The organism is Ammoniphilus soli (assembly GCF_040813775.1).
In genome coordinates this window covers 64404-81798 of sequence record NZ_JBEGDL010000023.1, presented here as the reverse complement: position 1 = coordinate 81798, position 17395 = coordinate 64404, and the positions used below count along the sequence as shown (strand labels likewise).

The 17395-nt window shown below is 43.2% G+C and carries 22 protein-coding genes; 16 read left to right on the top strand and 6 right to left on the bottom strand.

Annotated elements, in window-relative coordinates:
* On the top strand, positions 1-112 hold a 112-nt coding region (locus ABLT31_RS28140), incomplete at its 5' end, for a DUF3231 family protein (RefSeq protein WP_367758068.1).
* A gap of 238 nt (positions 113-350) precedes the next feature.
* On the opposite strand, the gene ABLT31_RS28135 is transcribed toward ABLT31_RS28140, so the two are convergent.
* A complete protein-coding gene (locus tag ABLT31_RS28135) occupies positions 351-533 on the bottom strand; it encodes a hypothetical protein (RefSeq protein WP_367758062.1) in 183 nt (60 codons plus the stop codon).
* Positions 534-814: 281 nt separating this feature from the next.
* On the opposite strand from ABLT31_RS28135, the gene ABLT31_RS28130 reads away from it, so the two are divergent.
* Together ABLT31_RS28130 and ABLT31_RS28125 are read left to right on the top strand one after the other, a co-directional pair.
* Positions 815-1489: a DsbA family oxidoreductase gene (locus ABLT31_RS28130; RefSeq protein ID WP_367758067.1), complete on the top strand. Its 675-nt coding sequence runs from the start codon at positions 815-817 to the stop codon at positions 1487-1489.
* A gap of 1794 nt (positions 1490-3283) precedes the next feature.
* Positions 3284-3967, top strand: coding sequence for a GntR family transcriptional regulator (locus ABLT31_RS28125; protein WP_367758061.1), 684 nt, complete (start codon positions 3284-3286; stop codon positions 3965-3967).
* Between the two features lie 52 nt (positions 3968-4019).
* On the opposite strand, the gene ABLT31_RS28120 is transcribed toward ABLT31_RS28125, so the two are convergent.
* The 3 genes from ABLT31_RS28120 to ABLT31_RS28110 form a co-directional block, all read right to left on the bottom strand.
* The gene (locus ABLT31_RS28120; RefSeq protein ID WP_367758060.1) at positions 4020-5489 is read right to left on the bottom strand and encodes a tripartite tricarboxylate transporter permease; all 1470 of its coding nucleotides are present in this window, start codon (positions 5487-5489) and stop codon (positions 4020-4022) included.
* Between the two features lie 21 nt (positions 5490-5510).
* Positions 5511-5936 (bottom strand): tripartite tricarboxylate transporter TctB family protein, encoded by a 426-nt coding sequence (locus tag ABLT31_RS28115; RefSeq protein ID WP_367758059.1) that lies wholly within the window; start codon positions 5934-5936, stop codon positions 5511-5513.
* A gap of 74 nt (positions 5937-6010) precedes the next feature.
* The gene (locus ABLT31_RS28110) at positions 6011-7054 is read right to left on the bottom strand and encodes a tripartite tricarboxylate transporter substrate binding protein (protein WP_367758058.1); all 1044 of its coding nucleotides are present in this window, start codon (positions 7052-7054) and stop codon (positions 6011-6013) included.
* A gap of 231 nt (positions 7055-7285) precedes the next feature.
* Here ABLT31_RS28110 and ABLT31_RS28105 point away from each other — a divergent pair, with 231 nt between their 5' ends.
* From ABLT31_RS28105 to ABLT31_RS28090, 4 genes are read left to right on the top strand one after another with little or no spacing between them, the layout of a single operon-like run.
* Positions 7286-8188 (top strand): dihydrodipicolinate synthase family protein, encoded by a 903-nt coding sequence (locus ABLT31_RS28105; protein ID WP_367758057.1) that lies wholly within the window; start codon positions 7286-7288, stop codon positions 8186-8188.
* 22 nt (positions 8189-8210) lie between these two features.
* Positions 8211-8471: a dihydroxyacetone kinase subunit DhaK gene (locus ABLT31_RS28100; protein WP_367758056.1), complete on the top strand. Its 261-nt coding sequence runs from the start codon at positions 8211-8213 to the stop codon at positions 8469-8471.
* Positions 8468-9220 (top strand): dihydroxyacetone kinase subunit DhaK, encoded by a 753-nt coding sequence (locus tag ABLT31_RS28095; RefSeq protein WP_367758055.1) that lies wholly within the window; start codon positions 8468-8470, stop codon positions 9218-9220. The genes ABLT31_RS28100 and ABLT31_RS28095 overlap by 4 nt, the downstream gene beginning before the upstream one ends.
* Before the next feature lie 2 nt (positions 9221-9222).
* Positions 9223-9864, top strand: a complete 642-nt coding sequence (locus ABLT31_RS28090; protein ID WP_367758054.1) for a DAK2 domain-containing protein — start codon at positions 9223-9225, stop codon at positions 9862-9864.
* A 204-nt stretch (positions 9865-10068) separates the two neighbouring features.
* Here ABLT31_RS28090 and ABLT31_RS28085 read toward each other — a convergent pair whose 3' ends face one another.
* Both ABLT31_RS28085 and ABLT31_RS28080 read right to left on the bottom strand, forming a co-directional pair.
* Complete coding sequence (locus ABLT31_RS28085) at positions 10069-10203, bottom strand: hypothetical protein (RefSeq protein ID WP_367758053.1); 135 nt, start codon at positions 10201-10203, stop codon at positions 10069-10071.
* Positions 10204-10949: 746 nt separating this feature from the next.
* The gene (locus ABLT31_RS28080; protein ID WP_367758052.1) at positions 10950-12110 is read right to left on the bottom strand and encodes a S8 family peptidase; all 1161 of its coding nucleotides are present in this window, start codon (positions 12108-12110) and stop codon (positions 10950-10952) included.
* A 352-nt stretch (positions 12111-12462) separates the two neighbouring features.
* Between ABLT31_RS28080 and ABLT31_RS28075 the strand changes: the two genes are divergently transcribed.
* From ABLT31_RS28075 to ABLT31_RS28035, 9 genes are all read left to right on the top strand, one after another.
* The gene (locus ABLT31_RS28075) at positions 12463-12606 is read left to right on the top strand and encodes a hypothetical protein (protein ID WP_367758051.1); all 144 of its coding nucleotides are present in this window, start codon (positions 12463-12465) and stop codon (positions 12604-12606) included.
* 26 nt (positions 12607-12632) lie between these two features.
* The gene (locus tag ABLT31_RS28070) at positions 12633-12884 is read left to right on the top strand and encodes a hypothetical protein (protein ID WP_367758050.1); all 252 of its coding nucleotides are present in this window, start codon (positions 12633-12635) and stop codon (positions 12882-12884) included.
* Between the two features lie 233 nt (positions 12885-13117).
* Positions 13118-13405 carry a nucleotidyltransferase family protein gene (locus ABLT31_RS28065; protein WP_367758049.1) on the top strand — a complete coding sequence of 96 codons (288 nt, stop codon included), beginning with the start codon at positions 13118-13120 and terminating at the stop codon, positions 13403-13405.
* Entirely contained in the window at positions 13402-13734 is a 333-nt protein-coding gene (locus tag ABLT31_RS28060; RefSeq protein WP_367758048.1) for a HepT-like ribonuclease domain-containing protein, read from the top strand. Before ABLT31_RS28065 ends, ABLT31_RS28060 begins: the two co-directional genes overlap by 4 nt.
* Positions 13735-13981: 247 nt before the next feature.
* The gene (locus ABLT31_RS28055; protein WP_367758047.1) at positions 13982-14338 is read left to right on the top strand and encodes a copper amine oxidase N-terminal domain-containing protein; all 357 of its coding nucleotides are present in this window, start codon (positions 13982-13984) and stop codon (positions 14336-14338) included.
* A gap of 147 nt (positions 14339-14485) precedes the next feature.
* Positions 14486-15130 (top strand): class II aldolase/adducin family protein, encoded by a 645-nt coding sequence (locus ABLT31_RS28050; protein ID WP_367758046.1) that lies wholly within the window; start codon positions 14486-14488, stop codon positions 15128-15130.
* A gap of 50 nt (positions 15131-15180) precedes the next feature.
* On the top strand, positions 15181-15516 hold the full coding sequence (locus ABLT31_RS28045) for a phospholipase (RefSeq protein WP_367758045.1): 336 nt from the start codon (positions 15181-15183) through the stop codon (positions 15514-15516).
* 523 nt (positions 15517-16039) lie between these two features.
* Positions 16040-16708, top strand: a complete 669-nt coding sequence (locus ABLT31_RS28040) for a GntR family transcriptional regulator (protein ID WP_367758044.1) — start codon at positions 16040-16042, stop codon at positions 16706-16708.
* Positions 16709-17389: a DUF2848 family protein gene (locus ABLT31_RS28035; RefSeq protein ID WP_367758043.1), complete on the top strand. Its 681-nt coding sequence runs from the start codon at positions 16709-16711 to the stop codon at positions 17387-17389.
* The last annotated feature ends 6 nt before the right edge of the window (positions 17390-17395 follow it).

Genomic DNA, 17395 nt, shown 5'->3' with positions numbered 1-17395 from the left:
AGAGGTTGGACAATATGCTGAGGATGGAGTAAACATCATGATCGACAATGGTTGGTTGGAACAGCCGCCAACTGCACCCAGCAGAGATGAATTAGCGCTGGATAGAAGTTAATAATAGGGAAATTCGGTCAGGTTTTGACTTCGGTAATGATATCATAGGTTTTTATTAATATGATTTGGGGGTGATTTCATCCATCATTTCATTGTCCCAACATGATGTGGACGACTATCCGTTTACGGATAAGTTAGAGAGAAATCACAAGTGCTACCCATACATCGAATAAATGTGACCAGATGATGAAGAAACAATGAGGAAAAAAATGAACTCCTGATTCTCAGGAGTCCTTAAGTTATTTGTTAATTAAAGCTTTGATCCCTTCCCACATTAGCGCACCAGAAAAAACGAGGATAGCTAATAAAGAAACAATTTCAAAAAGTGGACTTAAGTCAGATAAGAAAGCACCTGTAAAAGTGGTAGCAGATATAGCTAGACCACCTACTAAGCCACCAGCGTATGACCAGAGTCTATTCATCGGGATTCCCACCTTTCAATTTATCTATTAGTAATATATGAAATGTGATCAATAGAGGATTGGGTTGAAGTACCTAGATAAAGATACATTTGCTGAACGACCGGTAAAGCTTCGCTTCACCTTGCCAAGCGAATATTCTTTGTATATTTACAAAGATATGGGTAAGGCAAATATTGTTACTTTTATAAAATAAGTATATTATTGTTTATAGAAAGCGAACGAATGGAGGGATTAGTATGCTCATCGAAATGTGGACGGATTTTGCTTGACCTTTTTGCTATATAGGCAAAAAGCGTCTGGAGGACGCTGTTCAGAAGTTTGACCATCCGGTTGAGGTCACTTATCGGTGCTTCGAGCTTGATCCAACAGCCGAGAGGGATATCCAAGGGGATTATTATGAGAAAATAGCAAATAAGTATGGGATGAGCCTTGAACAAGCGAAGGCCAATGCACAAAGAGTACAACAAATGGCTGCATCCGTAGGTTTAGATTTTCAATTCGAGAAAATCAAATTGACTAACACCTTTGATGCCCATCGATTGGCTATGTATGCTAAACGCCAAGGGATGATGAAGGAAATGACCGAACGCCTTTTGCGAGCCTATTATACAGAGTCGAAGCATATTGGAGACAAGGGTACGTTGGTTGAGCTGGCTGCAGAAGTCGGGCTTGAGCGAGAAGCGGCTTCGGCCATGCTGTCAAGTGATGACATGGGGGAAGTGGTTCGTGCCGATGAACAAGAAGCAAGTGAACTTGGCATCAGCAGCATACCCTTCTTCCTGATTAATCGAAAGTACGCCATAACGGGAGCCCAGTCGGAAGAGATGTTTCTTACTACTTTTCAACAGATTCTAGAACAAGATGGCCCCTTTAATGTTGATGCACAAGAAGGAGCTGCTTGTGATGAAAATGGCTGTGAAATTCCGGTGAATAAAAAAAGCCCGCCTCGGGGGTAATGATATCCCTTCGAAATGGTTGAGCCCACACAAGAACATTGCTCTTGAGTGGGCTTCTTTTTCATCTAGATCGATTGATTTCCTTAATCCCTTTTCCATGCTTGATCAAGAGGGTTAAACTAACTTTGGTACACAAAATCTTGTACTCATCCGAATAGAGTAGTAAAGAGCCGCAAACTAAGTATCAGCTCACTTTACAAGGAGGTTGATTATAGTGTTTAGAGGTTCACGGTTGCAGTACAAGTGGCATAAGTTCTGGCGGGGTTTCTATTCCCTAATCATAAAGGTACCACGAATTAAAGAAGAATTTATTACGGGCGCCCTAACACTGGCGCTTTTTATTTTGTAAAGAAGCCATTCCTGATGAGTTTTCTTAAAGAATGAGGCGTAAATTTCGACAGGAATATATTCCCTACCATTGTTGAAACTTTCTATACTGCTGCTGTTGATGGTTATAGAATGTATATACCTTATCCAAAACGTCAATGTTTTCTCGAAAATATGTAAAGCTTGCCGTGCGTACCAGCAAGCCCGAGTCCGGCTGAGGATGAACTCTCAAGCTGAGGAGGAGGTAACCTCGCTTGTTCCAATATTAAATTCAAACTTATTGAATTTTGCTTGGGCGGTTGGTGCGGTTCAATGGTGGATATTTCATTAAGTGGTTGCCCTATAAGAAAGGCTCTGTTATCCTTGATTGTTGATTTTTTTGGACATATGGTTTGTTATTTTCGCGAAAAACGCCACTTTGGTAAACTAAGCGGACACTAAGTTCGCTAATTGCTAAAAAACAACGGAAAATAGAAGCATTTAAAGAAATAACGGAACATATGTCCGTTCGGCTTTAACACAAAGCGATTTTTACCCATGTAACGAACCCTATGTCCGCAAGAAATAAAATGGAAAAATCTACAATGACGTTTAACAGAGCCAAGAAAAAAACTCAGCGGGGTGCTGAAAGTTCATCCGCGTCGTATTGGCAATATATCAATTATCGTCATTTTGGAACGGCGATCGCCTATTTAAATCGACATTTTGGGTTCATAAATTAATATCCCCTTCTCACCGAAGCAAGAAGAGGATATTTGTAAAGGGACTGTACCCTTGTCATTACAATATATTTTCCTGCTTGGTATATTTATTCAATCATAGATTTTGTTTGTCACAGTTTTGATTCGATGCTTGTAATTTCTCAATGATTTCGGGCATAAGCCTTACTGCCTCTTCGAGGGTATCTGTTGATTGAGAAATTTTGAAACCTTTAAATAGCATACACAAAGTAATATCTATCCCATGAACAATGTAACACTCAAAATTTCCTTTATCCGACTTTTTTGTTTGATTGTTATTCAATCGATATATAAGGTTATACATGCTGAATCACCCCCATTAGAACATATGCAGGACTGGGGTTGACCTATGTGATGTAGGAAGATGATTTGTCAAAGGTGATAATTTAATCTTGTTATTGTTGATATAACTAACTTGGTGAAACAATATTTCTCGCTTATTAAGATCAGGCACCATCGGTTTCTCTCCATTAATCCCGTCATAGAGCCAGAAGAGTAGGATTACTTGGATTCCATGTCTTGCTCTATCTTATCTTAAAACTAGAATACTTCATTCCAGTTTTAAGATAAAATACTCCCATTTGGATTTAGCAAATAGCGTATTTATGCACAATTGACAAAATTATTGGAATGTGATAAATTTTTATTGATATATTAGATTCCAGTATTGCTATTGTTTTTCATTTCTATAATTGTTATCGACTATAAATGGGAGAGGAGGAGTTTTATGACTTCTTCAGATACGCAATTATATACGGAAAAGCTATCAGACCAAGTTTATGTCATCATTAGAGATCGAATTATCAATAACCTATTAAAACCCGGAACTCGGCTTAATTTCATTGAACTCCAAGAAGAGCTTAAAATCAGTAAAACACCTCTTCGAGAAGCATTGAATAGACTTAACATGGAAGGATTAGTAGACGTTAAGCCCCGTTCCGGCAGCTACATCACGGTTCCAACCAAACAAGATATTATAGAAATATATGATCTGCGACAAGCCATTGAGATGAAGGCTGTACAGCTAGCGATAGAACATTTGCCTGAATCAGCGTTGTTTGATTTGCAAAAAGAGATTTTGCATGCCGAAGACATGATTAAGCAAGGCGAATATGAATATTTTATGAAAAGTGACACGAATTTTCATGGAACCATTCTTAAATACTGTGGAAACGTCCGAATCCAAAATGTTATGAGCACTATCGAGAGTCACATACGCTGGTTTGGCGTCATTACGGCGACCACGGAAGAGAGAATGTACCATTCCAGTCGGCGCCATAAGCAGATCCTGGAGGCCCTGTTTGATAAGAATGGCAAATTAGCGCGAGATTTATTGGAAATTCATATTGAAGAGGTAAAACTGGATATGCTCGATGATTATTCGAAAACGGATTATTTTAATATGAGCTGATAATGAGATGCCCTTGAATCTTTTAAAAAAGAGTCAAGGGCATTTTTATCAATCAAATCGAATGTTTCTTCGTCATCCGGAAGAATCCCCATAAGGAAAGGATCATAATCGCAATTAAGGCTAAAAACAGGGGCCTTTGGAAAAACAGCAGGAACTGGCCGTCTGTTAGAGTCAAGCCTTTGCGAAAGTTAGACTCAATCATGGGTGCGAGAATAAGCGCCAATATAAGAGGAGGAAGGGGGTAGTCATATCGTTTCAAAATGACTCCCAATAAACCGAATAAGCAGGTAATCCCCACATCAAAAAAACTATTATTGATCGCAAAAGCTCCAATCAAGCAAAGCAGAATAATAATGGGATTGATGATTTTCGTCGGTTGATCGATCAGTTTGATTAAAAAGCGCGTGATGGATATTCCAAATACAAAAATGAGGATGTTGGCAATAATCACGCTTGCCATCATGGCCCCCACAAAATCGGGATGCTGTTCAAACAGTAAGGGCCCCGGCGTCATCCCTGAAATCATTAAAGCGCCGATTAACACGGCCGTTTGGCCATCCCCGGGTATTCCGAACGTCATCATGGGGATGAGGGCACCGCCTACATTGGCGTTATTTGCAGCTTCCGAAGCAGCTACTCCTTTAATATTCCCTTCCCCAATTCTCTCTTCCTTTTTAGCCGTTCTTTTCGCCACATCATAGCTGACCCATGAGGCAATATCCGCTCCGGCTCCCGGTATCGCGCCTACTGCCGTTCCGATCGAAGAGGAGCGGAGGAGAGTCCCCCCTAATTGCTTGAGTTCCGCCCATTTGATCCAGATGCGGTCAAAGGTTTGCGCTTTTTCTACCTTGTTTTCTTTCATTGTTAGATTGCTGATCATTTCACTGAGCCCGAATAAGCCTATTAATGCAGGAATATAGGAAATGCCCGCTTGGAGGTTCACACTTCCTGCCGTATATCTCGCAAATCCGGAAACCGGATCGACGCCTATCGTCGCTATCATGAGTCCTATAAAAGTGGCTGCTAAGCCTTTAAATAAGTGTTTGCCAGATACGGAGAGGACCATTGTCAATCCCAATAACCCTAAGGCAAAATATTCCGGCGGCCCGAACTTGAGTCCAAACTTGGCAACTGCAGGAGCCAGAGTAATTAAAATGACGGCGCTAAACAGCCCGCCTATGGCCGAACAAAGGAATGAAACAAATAAGGCCTTCCCGCCTTCGCCTCTTTTGAAGAGCGCATTTCCATCAATAGCCGTTGCCGCGGAGGCAGGCGTACCTGGGATATTGATACAGATCGCCGTAATCGATCCGCCGCAGATCCCGCCGACATAAATCCCAATGAGCATGCAAATCGATAGGATAGGATCCATTCCAAAGGTAAGAGGCATTAGCACGGCTAAGGCCATCGTGGAAGTGAGGCCCGGAAGTGCTCCCAGCGTCAGTCCTGCAAGAACTCCGCCGACAATGGCAAGCAGGGGCCAGAAGCTTAATGCAATCGAAAATCCAGCGAGTAAGTCCATCGGATACACCCCCTAATCCATTCATGTTAAAGGAACTTTTAAAATGATAGCGAAGAGCCCATAAAGCAATAAAGTCATAATAATGGAAAATATAAGCGGTTTTACCCAACCCGCAAATCCATATAAACGGCTTACAAATACGTTGAAGGCAATCGTGGCAGCCTTAAACCCTGCGATAGGCAGCAAAAGGCAATAGCCTGCTAGAAGCAGGAATAGGAAGAAGTGCGGTTTGGAAAATGTGAATTTAACCGGAGAAGATTTTATGCTTTTTACCATGAGTATAAGACTAATCCCTGCTAATCCTATTGTGATGAGGTAGGGGAAAAAAGCAGGGCCCACTTCACCGTACCCTTCCGGAAAAGACAAAGCGGAATATCCATAGGCGATGGATAGGAGGAATAAAAGCAAGGCTAATCCTACTTCACCGTTGATCATTTTGATGTTCATATTGACCCTCTTTCGTAGCTTGAGTTGAAAAATAAACTTCAGGAAGAGCTATACCCTTCCTGAAGTTCATTTGTTTACTTCTGGGTTTCTTTAATCTTCTTGGCTAATTCCTCAAATTGTGGCCTTTGCTCAGCGGCAAATTTCGTGAAATCCTCTGTATTCATATATTTGATACCCATTCCGCGTTCTTGCATAAAGCTTTTAAAACTTTCAGATTGAATCCCCTCAGCGATCGCATCATGAATAATTTTAACCGCTTCATCCGGAGTATCTTTTGGCACGCCTAGACCTCTCCAGGTACCGACGCTAAAATCAATATTAATATCTTTCAAAGTAGGGACATCCGGGAACTTTTCCAATCTCTCATCGGACATGACAGCCAGAATGCGAAGTTGGCCCGCTTCAACTTGAGACGCTACTTCTGGAGGGCTAGCAACAAATGCATTAATATGTCCTCCTAGTGCGGCTTGTACGGTTGGTGCAGCTCCTTCAAACGGAACTTGCTTCAATTCGATGCCTGCCTTTTCAGCAAAGGCGGCAGCTGATAGATGCCAAATGTTACCGAACCCGGAGTTGCCTACGGAAATTCCCCCTGGATTTTCCTTTGCCGCGGCTATAAATTCCTCAATTGTTTTATAGGGAGAATCGGCTGGAACGACAAGAGCTGCAGGATCAAAATTGACTAAAATGACAGGTTTAAAATCTTCTGGAGTAAAGGCTGTTTGCTGAAAGATAGGCAGGGTGTAGATCTCCGAGGTATAACTGGACAGATGCAGCCCATCAGCTTTAAGTCTAGAAGCTTCCGCTAAGCCTACGCTTCCGCCAGCTCCAGGTTTATTGACAACCACAATGTTTCTTCCCAGAATATCTTTCGTTGATTCGGCTACGGTTCGCCAGGTCAGATCTGTTCCTCCGCCAGCTGCAACGGGAATCAGGATACTGACATCGCCGCTTGGCAGTTCAAATGCTTCCTTCGTTTCGGTCGTCTGTGCCGGTTTTTCCTGATTGGCGCCTGTGTTCGCGGTTGTATTGGTATCTGTTGTGGAAGAAGAACATCCTGTAAGCGCTAACCCAACCGTTAAGCAAAGTGCTGACGCAAAAGAAAACCATTTCCTCATTCTGTGACCTCCCCTTTTAATCTCTGAATTCGTTTACAATACCCTAAAACTGGAATCTGATATTTCAACTACACAATAGCATAGGTCATAAAAATCTGTCAATTACAAAAATTATAACAAAAAAGTATTGAAACATTTCAAAAATTAGGATATTATCAGTGTGGAATCTAATATATCAGATTGTTGTTGGTGCTTGAAAAGAACGCCATCATATTAATGGAGGGATCTATCATGAAAGATGTAGAGTTAAAAGGGATTATTTCTACGGTTGTTACCCCATTCAATGAAGATGATACTATCAATGAAGACATGCTCCGCAATGACGTAAGATATTTGTTAAATGCTAATATTCACGGGATCTGTGCCTGCGGTACAACAGGGGAAGGGGAAAAATTATCTATTGAAGAAAGCGCCCGGGTTTGTCAAATTGTCGTGGAAGAAGTGGGGGGGAGAATTCCAGTAGTCGGGGGGATTATCCAAAACTCCACAGCCCAAGTGATCGAGTACGGCAAAGCCCTGAAAGCTGTGGGAGTGGACGTTTTGCAAATCACGCCGATCCATTATTTGTTCAGTCCGGGTGCAGAAGGAACGATAGATTACTATCGCCGAATCGGTGAAGAGCTGGATATGCCCATTGTCCTCTACAATGTCGTTCCATGGGCGATGATTCCTATAGAAGTAGTGGAAAAACTGGCAGAAGAGGTTCCGCACGTCATTGGCATCAAGCAGAGCGGCGGAAACATGCATTTGCTGGCCGATTTGCTTTGGAAAGTGAAGGATAAGCTGACGATATTAGCTGCCATCGATGACTTGCATTTCCCTGCTTTCATGATGGGAGCCCATGGTGCTCTTGCAGCGATTCCTACGGTGACTCCACATCTATCCGTCAAGTTATGGGATGCTGTGCAGGCTGGAAATTATAATGAAGGAATGCAAATCCATGAAGAGATATTGGCCATTTGGCGTTCGGTAGAAGGGCCAAACTTGTCTTCCCGCATTAAGGAAGCATTAAGGCTTCAAGGAAGGCCCGTGGGGGTTCCAAGACATCCATACCAGCCAGTCAGTGCGGAAGAATCTTTGAATATTTCTGCCGCTCTAAAGAATGCAGGGCTGCTTGCTAAGGAATATGTGTAAGCACGATATGAGGTGAAACCGGATGAAAAAAATCATTAATAATCCGATGACATTTGTAGAGGAGACCTTAGAAGGCATCATTTATGCCCATCCTGATCAACTGCGCTTTTCTAACCATGAAAAAAGAGGAATTGTCCGTTCAGATGCGCCTATTCCTGGTAAGGTAGCGATAGCTACAGGAGGAGGATCCGGACATCTTCCCGTTTTTCTGGGGTACGTTGGAAAGGGGCTTGCCGACGGTTCATCCGTCGTGTTTTTACCTCACCTAGCGCAGATGCCATGATCGATGTCGCGCGGGAAATTCACGGGGGAGCAGGAGTCCTTTTTCTTTACGGGCATTATTTTGGCGATAAAATGAACTTTGATCTGGCTGCCGAAATGCTGGAAGAAGAGGATCAAATCACGGTAAAAACCGTTCGGGTGGCAGATGACGTCGCATCCGCCCCTCGTGAAAATTGGCAAAGCCGAAGAGGGGTAGCTGGCATCTTCTTTGCCTATAAAATTGCAGGAGCTTGTGCAGAGGCGATGGCACCCTTAGAAAAGGTACAACAAATGGCCGAAAAAACGGTTGCTAACCTAGCCACAATGGGGGTAGCTCTTTCCTCCTGCACCATTCCCGCTTCAGGGAAGCCGACTTTCACGATTGAAGAAGATGAGATGGAAATCGGGATGGGCATTCACGGGGAACCTGGGATCAAACGCAGCAAATTGAAAACTTCTAAAGAGATTTCAGAAGAAATCACGCACTATTTAATAGAAGATTTAGCATTGAAACCGGATGATGAAGTGGCAGTCCTTATCAACGGTTCTGGTTCTACTCCTTTAGAAGAGCTGTATATAGTAAACCGAGACGTTCATCTCCTCCTGTCCGAGCGCAAAATCAACATTTACAAGACTTATGTAGGCGAATATGCTACATCCATGGATATGGCAGGATGTTCCGTTACCTTGCTTAAATTGGATGAAGAGTTAAAGAAGTATCTGGATGCCCCTGCAGAGTCCCCTTTCTTCAAGCAATTCGGGGAGGCTTGATCATGAATTTCAAAACGATAAGCCCGTTGCTGGTTGCCTTTGCCGAACGGCATAAGGAGAAGTGGAATGAGCTGGACGGCGCCCAAGGGGATGGAGATTTAGGCGTTACCATGTTATTGGGAGCGAAGGCTTTAGCTGAAAGTGCAGAAACGTGCCACTCGGTCAAAGAATGGTTCCAAGTCGGCGGAAAAGCTCTTCGCAAGGCTGCTCCTTCCACGATGGGCATCCTAATCGCCTCCGCCTTGATAGCGGCCGGCAAATCAATAGAGCCGGATCAAGCAGAGCTTTCCCTTGAGGATTGGGTAAATATCCAACAAAGTATGGCGGATGAAATTCAGAAAAGAGGAGGTGCCAAATTAGGAGATAAGACGGTTTTGGACGCCTTTATTCCTGCCGTACAAATCTTCCGCGAAGGGGTTCAGCGAGGCAAGAGCAGCGGTCAAATCCTCACGGATGTTACCCATGCAGCAAAGAAATCGGCTGAAGAAACAGCAGCTATGATGTCAAAGATCGGCCGTTCAAGCTGGCTGGGCGAAAGAGCCCAAGGCCATGTCGATGGCGGTGCTTGGGTTTGCTACCAATTGTATGAATTTGCGCTAGAGATGAATCAAGCAGCGAGTAAGAAATTCATGAATAAGGAGTAAAAAGTGAAGCTCTTGAGGAGGCATTGCCTACCGTAAGGAGCGAGAGTTGGAAAGCAGGGACAGACCCCGAGGCATTTTCAAAAGCCCTCGACGATTCCCTCTTACGCAAGGTAAATTAGTGAGTGCCTATGGTCAATCCCGGATGACTTTTAAAAGTATATCTTAAATATAAAAGGAACCCTGGCATTAGGGTTCCTTCATTTATTATAGAGCTACTTTCGTTGCTTCGCGTGCTGCTTCAAGAGCTGCTTCATAGTTTGAATGATCCGTTACTTCTCGAACATATTGAGCGCAAACCACAAGGTTGTTGCGATCAACAAGGCAGCAAAGTCCTCTCATGAGGAAATCTCATTAAAGGAAATAAGGGAGTGTACATACTTCAGGATGAACTCGAAGGTTTTTTCAAATGGCAAATCAAAAACCGTAGGGAACCTACAAAACCCTACGGCCTTGTTTAACATTTAACTATTGAATTGCAGGGTTTTGATTGTCTGGGCTTTTTGCTTCCGTTGGGACGAAGTGGGACGGCAGGATGATTGGTTTATCCTTTAAGGGGAGACAGGGGAGGTTTTGTCGAGCAGACTAGAAGAGTAGCGGAATATAGGAGTTAGTTAAAGGACTAAATAATAGAGTATGAAAATGAGCTGTGAAAAATAAATTGAAAAAGTTTTAAATAGTAAACATTAACTGATTTTATTCCGGATGGCTGATCTCAGGCCTATTTTTCCATCGAAGACCAAGATTTCTTATTGTTTTTTCATTTTGAGAGTGGATGAGCCGCTTTGGGTTTAGTGTGTTTAAAAATTTGAAGGTAATTTAAAAATGTAGGCCTTGTATGATCGAGTATATCCTTTACAGAAATCCTCCAATGCAATAATCTCTCGAAATAGAGGAAAAATCTCTCGAAACAGGGGTTTAATCTCTCGATAATCTCTCGAACGGCCAAAATGGCCCCCTATGAGGGGATTACCACCCCCATTCTACGTGTGAAAGTAACCGAATGCTTGGACGAACCTGATCCAGCCATTCTGGGCCCTGCCAGCTGTTACCGCGCTGGTTGAGAATGGCTTGGATTTGATTTGCCTCTAAGATCTTACAGCCCGAGCTGCGTTGATTCGCCCATATTGCCAAAGAGTTCCAGTCCCGCGAATCGGATCTGAGGTTCGCAAGATAATATCCCGAACTTGTACGTTATTTCGTCCCTGTGCAAGGAGCAAGGCGGCTAATCCGGCTACATGCGGCGAAGCCATGGATGTTCCGCTAAGATAAGCGTACCGGTTGCCGATATAAGTTGATAGGATATCTTCCCCGGGAGCTGCCACCTCTACCCATCTTCCGTAATTGGAGAATGAGGATCTGAAGTCATTTTCATTGGTTGATGCCACGGCAATCACATTGGGGTAGTTTGCGGGGTAATTGGGTGTGGGGGAAGCGTCATTTCCGGCAGCTGCAACGATGACAGCCCCTTTATTCCAAGCGTATTGAATGGCGTTTTGCAGTGTCGAGGAAGGAGCAGGTGATCCCAAACTCAGGTTAATGACTTTTGCGCCTTGATTGGCAGCATAGATAATCCCGTTTGCGACAGCCGTTAAGGAGCCGCTTCCGTCATTGCCGAGAACACGGACAGGAAGGATGGACGCGAGCGGGGCGACTCCGGCAATCCCTAAAGCATTATTCGTAACGGCGGCCGCAATCCCGGCAACATGGGTTCCATGGCCGTTCCCATCATTCGGAAAACTGTCATTATTTACGAAATCATAGCCGTTAAGCAATTTCCCTCTCAAATCAGAATGATTTAATTCAACCCCCGTATCCACCACAGCAATTCGGATAGAGGCCTGACTTTGCGTAACATCCCAAGCCGATGGAGCTTGAATTCTCTGGGGACCATACTGATAATACGAATAATACGTATCATTCGGTGTATAAGAGGCTTTAAATTTATAGTTTGGTTCGGCGTATTCGATTTGCGAAAGACCCTTGTAATGTTTGAGCATGCGGCTCATTTTTCGCCTGGACTTTATGGTGTAGATCCCTAGCTCTTCATTTTTCCCTATAACCTCACACTTCGCTTTCCGATGAATGTCATTGATTTCCTCGTCGGATATTCCATCGGTAAATTTGACAATCAACTCATTGGGGAAGTGCGGGTGAACCTGGCTATCCAAATGCTGTTGGATCAAAAAATAGAGGATAGCTGATAATGCGGCGGCAGATCCAACTAGCAAACTGACCCATAGTAACATTTTTCCTCTCCTCCTCATTTGATAGGTTCATTTCTCTTATAGAATATGGGAGAGGAAGGGGTAAGGTTTGTACAGTTGTCCCAAAACGAATACAAATAGTAGAGTGCCTGTCACCGCCCGAGATTTGCTCACCCGAGAAGTGACAGGAGTGGGGGAGCCACGAATGACGCGAAGGCAGGGGGTCCTGTATTTAAAAAGGCGATCCAGCGGGAAGCCCAAGTCATGACATGGGACAGCGATGCCCCGGACACGGATTGTAAGTATTACTTGGCCCCTGCTACAGATAAGGAGTTGGGAGAGCAATGATCTGAAGTGATGGCAGGCTAATGGGGGCAAAGGAAAGGTTGCGTTCATGGTTGCGGGTTTAGGTGCACAAAACCAAATCGCCAAAGTCGATACGGCGAAAGCTTATGTCGCTGAAAAATATCCCGATATTGAAGTGGTAACCACTGTGGCAAGTGAGGATGACCAACAAAAGGCTTATGCTAATGCCTAGACCGGATCTCATGGGAATTATAGGATTTGAAGGCAGGGAGCCACCGGCAGCAGAGAAGGCTGGGATTGCTGGAACTACATTGCTATGATGGAGGTTTCCGTCCCCATTGGAATGGGCTTGGTCTTCACAAGGGACCGAGGAAGTCTGGTCTATGCGATGGAACGCCATGTCAGCCGGGAGGACTGCTTCTTACGTTTGACAAGGAAATCATTCAACCTGTCGCACGGTGGTGTTCTCTTTCTTTTGGAATTGTTTCTTATACAGGAACTCACTGGTGATGGGTCGATAAATGTGTGAGATCAGCTCCGTTTTATATTATCGACTAATATTGCTACATCGTTCGCCTATCCTTCTAAAGGTCTGACCCCAGTCGAAGTTTGTCGAACTCTCTCAAGAGGGCTTCTTGTTCCCGTGAATAATAACGTAACAAAACAAAAATATTTAGGAACAAATATTCGATAATGATGTTAATTTGTGATACAGTTTTAATTAAGGGGGTGCTACTACTATAATGAACCTAAGAACTTTAAAGACGCAACGTGATCTCATTATTCGTATTGCCGAAAAACATGGTGCTTATGATGTTAGGGTCTTTGGTTCCGTCGCTAGAAACGAAGATAATCATAATAGTGACATTGATCTACTTGTAAATTTCGAACATGGAAGAAGTTTATTTGATTTGATCGAATTGAAAGATGAATTGGAAGACATTCTTCAAGTTAAGGTAGATATTATAAGTGAAAATGGATTGAATAAATACATGAAGGATTCTATTTTAGAGGATGCAATACAATTATGAAAAAGAAAAATGATCTAGTCTATATTAAACATATCCTAGATAGTATCGATAAAATTGAAACGTACACCGATCAACTGGATAAAGAAGGCTTTATCAGATCTGGAATGGTACAGGATGCAGTCATCCGGAATCTCGAGATTATAGGGGAAGCGACTAAGAATATATCAACAGAATTTAGGGGAGAACATCAGGAAATACCATGGAGGAATATGGCTGGTCTTCGTGATGTACTAATCCATGATTACTTTGGTGTTGATCTAGAGATTGTTTGGAATGTTGTTGAAAATGAATTATCAAAAGTAAAGAAAAAATTAAAGGAACTAACATGAGGCTGTCTCAAAAGGATCGGTAAAAATCGATTTTTTTGGTACAGCTTTATTTTTTGGCAGGCCTCTATTCTGCATCAGGTAAATATCGAGCCGTCCGTTGAAATAAGCTGAATATCTTTGTCTAATAATAAGGAGTTAATCTTATGCCGGTTGTAAAAGCTTTAAAAGGACATCGATAGTGGAGGAAGAGGATGAAAGCTACTGTAAACAACATATCATTTCTATTCATTTTGCTCTTGGGGGTTTTATGCATGTTTACAACCCGCACCGAAGGAGAGTCCCCTGGCTAGTTCTCTTATTTAAGGACCATCCCCACGCTCTCATCGATCAATCCATGAGATTAATAGATCCCGCGGATGAACAAATCCAACCGATAGTGAAAAATGGAAGGACACTTGTTCCTGCCCGTTTTCTGGCCGAACAGCTAGGCGCTTCTGTAGACTGGCATGAGCCGACCCAAACGACCACGATCAGAGCGGACGGAAAAGAGATCCGCATGGTGGTGGGAGAAGCACATATGCAAGTGAATCAAAGTGTGTTAAGTCTAGGGGTTCCCGTGGAGAAAATGAAGGGGAGAACCTTTTTGCCGTCTTTAGGATCTTAATCTCATATGAAGGAGTGAAGGGCATTGACCCAATTAGTTGAACATGAACGCTTTAATCAGCCGAGCAGGACCGTGGAAGAGGAAAGGCAGCATCGAAAACTACGCTTAGCCGCATCTTTTCGATTGTTTGCCTGATGGGGATTTGATATGGGTGTAGCCGGCCACATAACGGCAAGGGATCCTGAGCTGACGGACCACTTTTGGGTCAATCCGTTTGCCATGGATTTCAGTCAAATTCGCGTATCGGACCTTTTGCTTGTCAATCATGACGGGAAGGTAGTCGAGGGCAACCAGCATGTGAATCGGGCGGCCTTTGCCATCCATTCTCAAATTCATGCCGCCAGACCTGATACGATTGCCGCAGCCCATTCTCATTCTACCTATGGAAAAGCATGGTCTGCTCTAGGGCGTTTACTGGATCCGATTTCCCAGGATGCCTGCGCCTTTTATCAGGATCATGGCCTATTTGAGGAGTATAATGGGGTGGTTTATGAAGTAGAAGAAGGAGTGCGCATTGTCAAGGCATTAGGTGAGCATAAGGCAGTCATTCTCCAAAACCATGGCCTCCTGACCGTAGGACAGACAGTAGAAGCTGCCGTTTGGTGGTTTATCTCCATGGAGAGAGCCTGCCAGGCCCAGATCCTGGCTGAATCGGTTGGAAAACCCATTCTTATTCCTGATGAACAAGCCAAACTGACAAGGGGACAGGTCGGCTTTCCACAGGCAGGCGTCATTAACTTCCAACCTCTATATGACCGGATTCTAAAGGAGGAGCCGGACTTCCTGGATTAATAGTGGTGCTGTCACCAATAGTCATAAGACTATTGCATGCCTCGCTATACATGCATAAATTGATAAAAATTAGCAAGGTAGATGATGTCATGCGCTTAAGACGGTTTAATCAAAAAACATGTATTCCTGGATATAATTGGTGTGGTCCTTTTTGTAGCGGTCCAGGGGCACCAGTGAACAGAGTAGATAATTGCTGTAAACAACATGATCTATGTTACAAAATACGTGGCTATTCCTCTTGCAGGTGTGACCAAGAACTTTTACAGTGTTTAAAACCCCTGATTAATCCCTATACACATGAAGGAATTACTGCTGCAATGATATGTAAATTCTTTACTAACTTCCCTTGTATCGAATATTACCGATCTTCTTTTCTCAAACCCTAAAGCCAGGTCTGATTGATCAAAGGGGGAAGCGTTGAGAAGCAATGGAACCCGTTCCACCAGAACGTTTGGCATGTCGAATCTGTGACAAAGTTGACAAACAATCGGCGTAAAATAAAAAACCGTAGGGAACCTACAAAACCCTACGGCTTTTATTTTACATAAAGAGATTATTGAATGGCTGGATTATTATCGTATGGTGCAACCGGATTAGTATCCACAACTCCATTTTCTTGAAGGTATGCTGCAAATTCATCATCTGCTTTTCCCCAGCTAATCATAAGTAATTGTTTGTTAGGTTTTATAACATAAATCGACACAGAAAATCTTGATCAATTATTATAAGGGTAACAGTTATATTTTGGAAGGAAACTAAAGCTTCATTTATTTAGATCAACTTAATCTACTTAAAATATTCTAAATATATTATTGACAAGGAGGTAAATATATCCTAATATTTTTAACATACAACTGGGATACCACACACCACACACCAGTTGATTTTTGTTAAGGCAAGGAGAGAATTATGTCTTTTTCTAAAATTGAAAAAGTACAGTCGCTAAAAGAAACCGCTTATGAAAAAATCAAAAATGCCATTATAAATCATTCGATTTTACCTGGTGATCCGCTATTCGAAAGATATTTGAGCGATAGTTTAGGGATTAGCAGGACTCCTGTGAGGGAAGCCATCCACCAGCTGGAAATGGAGGGTTGGGTGTATTCGGTTCCTAGGAAAGGCACTTTTGTTTGTCCCATTTCTTTGCAGGATGTCGAGGAAGTTCTCCAGCTGCGAAAAGCGATTGAGACTTTAGTTGTAGAGCTGCTTATTCCGGTCATTTCAAATGAACAGATTGAAAAATTGGAGCGGATCCACGGACTGCAGTCCAGCCGAAGATTGGATAATCAGGAATTCATATCGATCGATAAGGACTTCCACTTAAGTTTGGCTGAATTGAGCAACAATCGGAGAGTTGTTATGCTCATCCAAACGCTAAGTGACCAAATGCGCTGGTTCGGGATTCGAGCGGTAACCATCCCTGGACGAACGGAACAAACGCTTCAGGAGCATCTCGCCATTTTAGAAGGTTTAAAGAATAGAGATTTTGAACAAGCCAAAAAAGCGGTATTGCTTCATATTGAACATACAAAAGAGGCTGTTGTCTCAAGCTTGAAAGATGGAACAGGAGGAGAATAGATGGAGGAAATGCATATTATCATCGATGGTTTGAATGGGAAACAGGAAAAGAAAGGCGAGGTTGAAAACGTCCTGGTAGTCGGCTACGGAGGAAGAAACCTGGATAAGGTCATGGAGCATATTCATGAATTAGCGGAAATAGGGGTTGCGCCGCCTCCCACCATTCCCACGATCTATCCTCAAGAGTTAGCTAATTTAACGACGGAAAACTTCATGAAGGTTGAAGGGAAGGAAACTTCCGGGGAAGCTGAATATGTCCTCTACCATGATGGCGAGGAATGGCTGGTCACGGTTGGGAGTGATCACACGGATCGCCTTCTGGAGACGGAGGATATCCAGAAATCAAAAGAAGCATGCCCCAAGCCTTTGGCTGCGACTTTTTGGCGGCTAAAAGAGCTGGAGGATCATTGGGATGAACTGATCTTGCGCTCTTGGGTAACGGATTCCAAAGGCAGAAGATTATATCAGGAGCATGATTTGACGGCCTTGCTTCCCGTAGCCCAGCTTTTGGGCAAGCTTGGGGAGTTCGGATATTCCCAGCTGTCCAGAACCGTGATATTCTCGGGAACCGTCCCTACTTTGGAAGGGTTTGTCTATGGGGATAAATTTGAGCTTGAATTGCATGATCCTGTATTGAACCGTTCGATAAAATACGACTATGTCGTTCATGTAAAGGAGTAGCTGCCA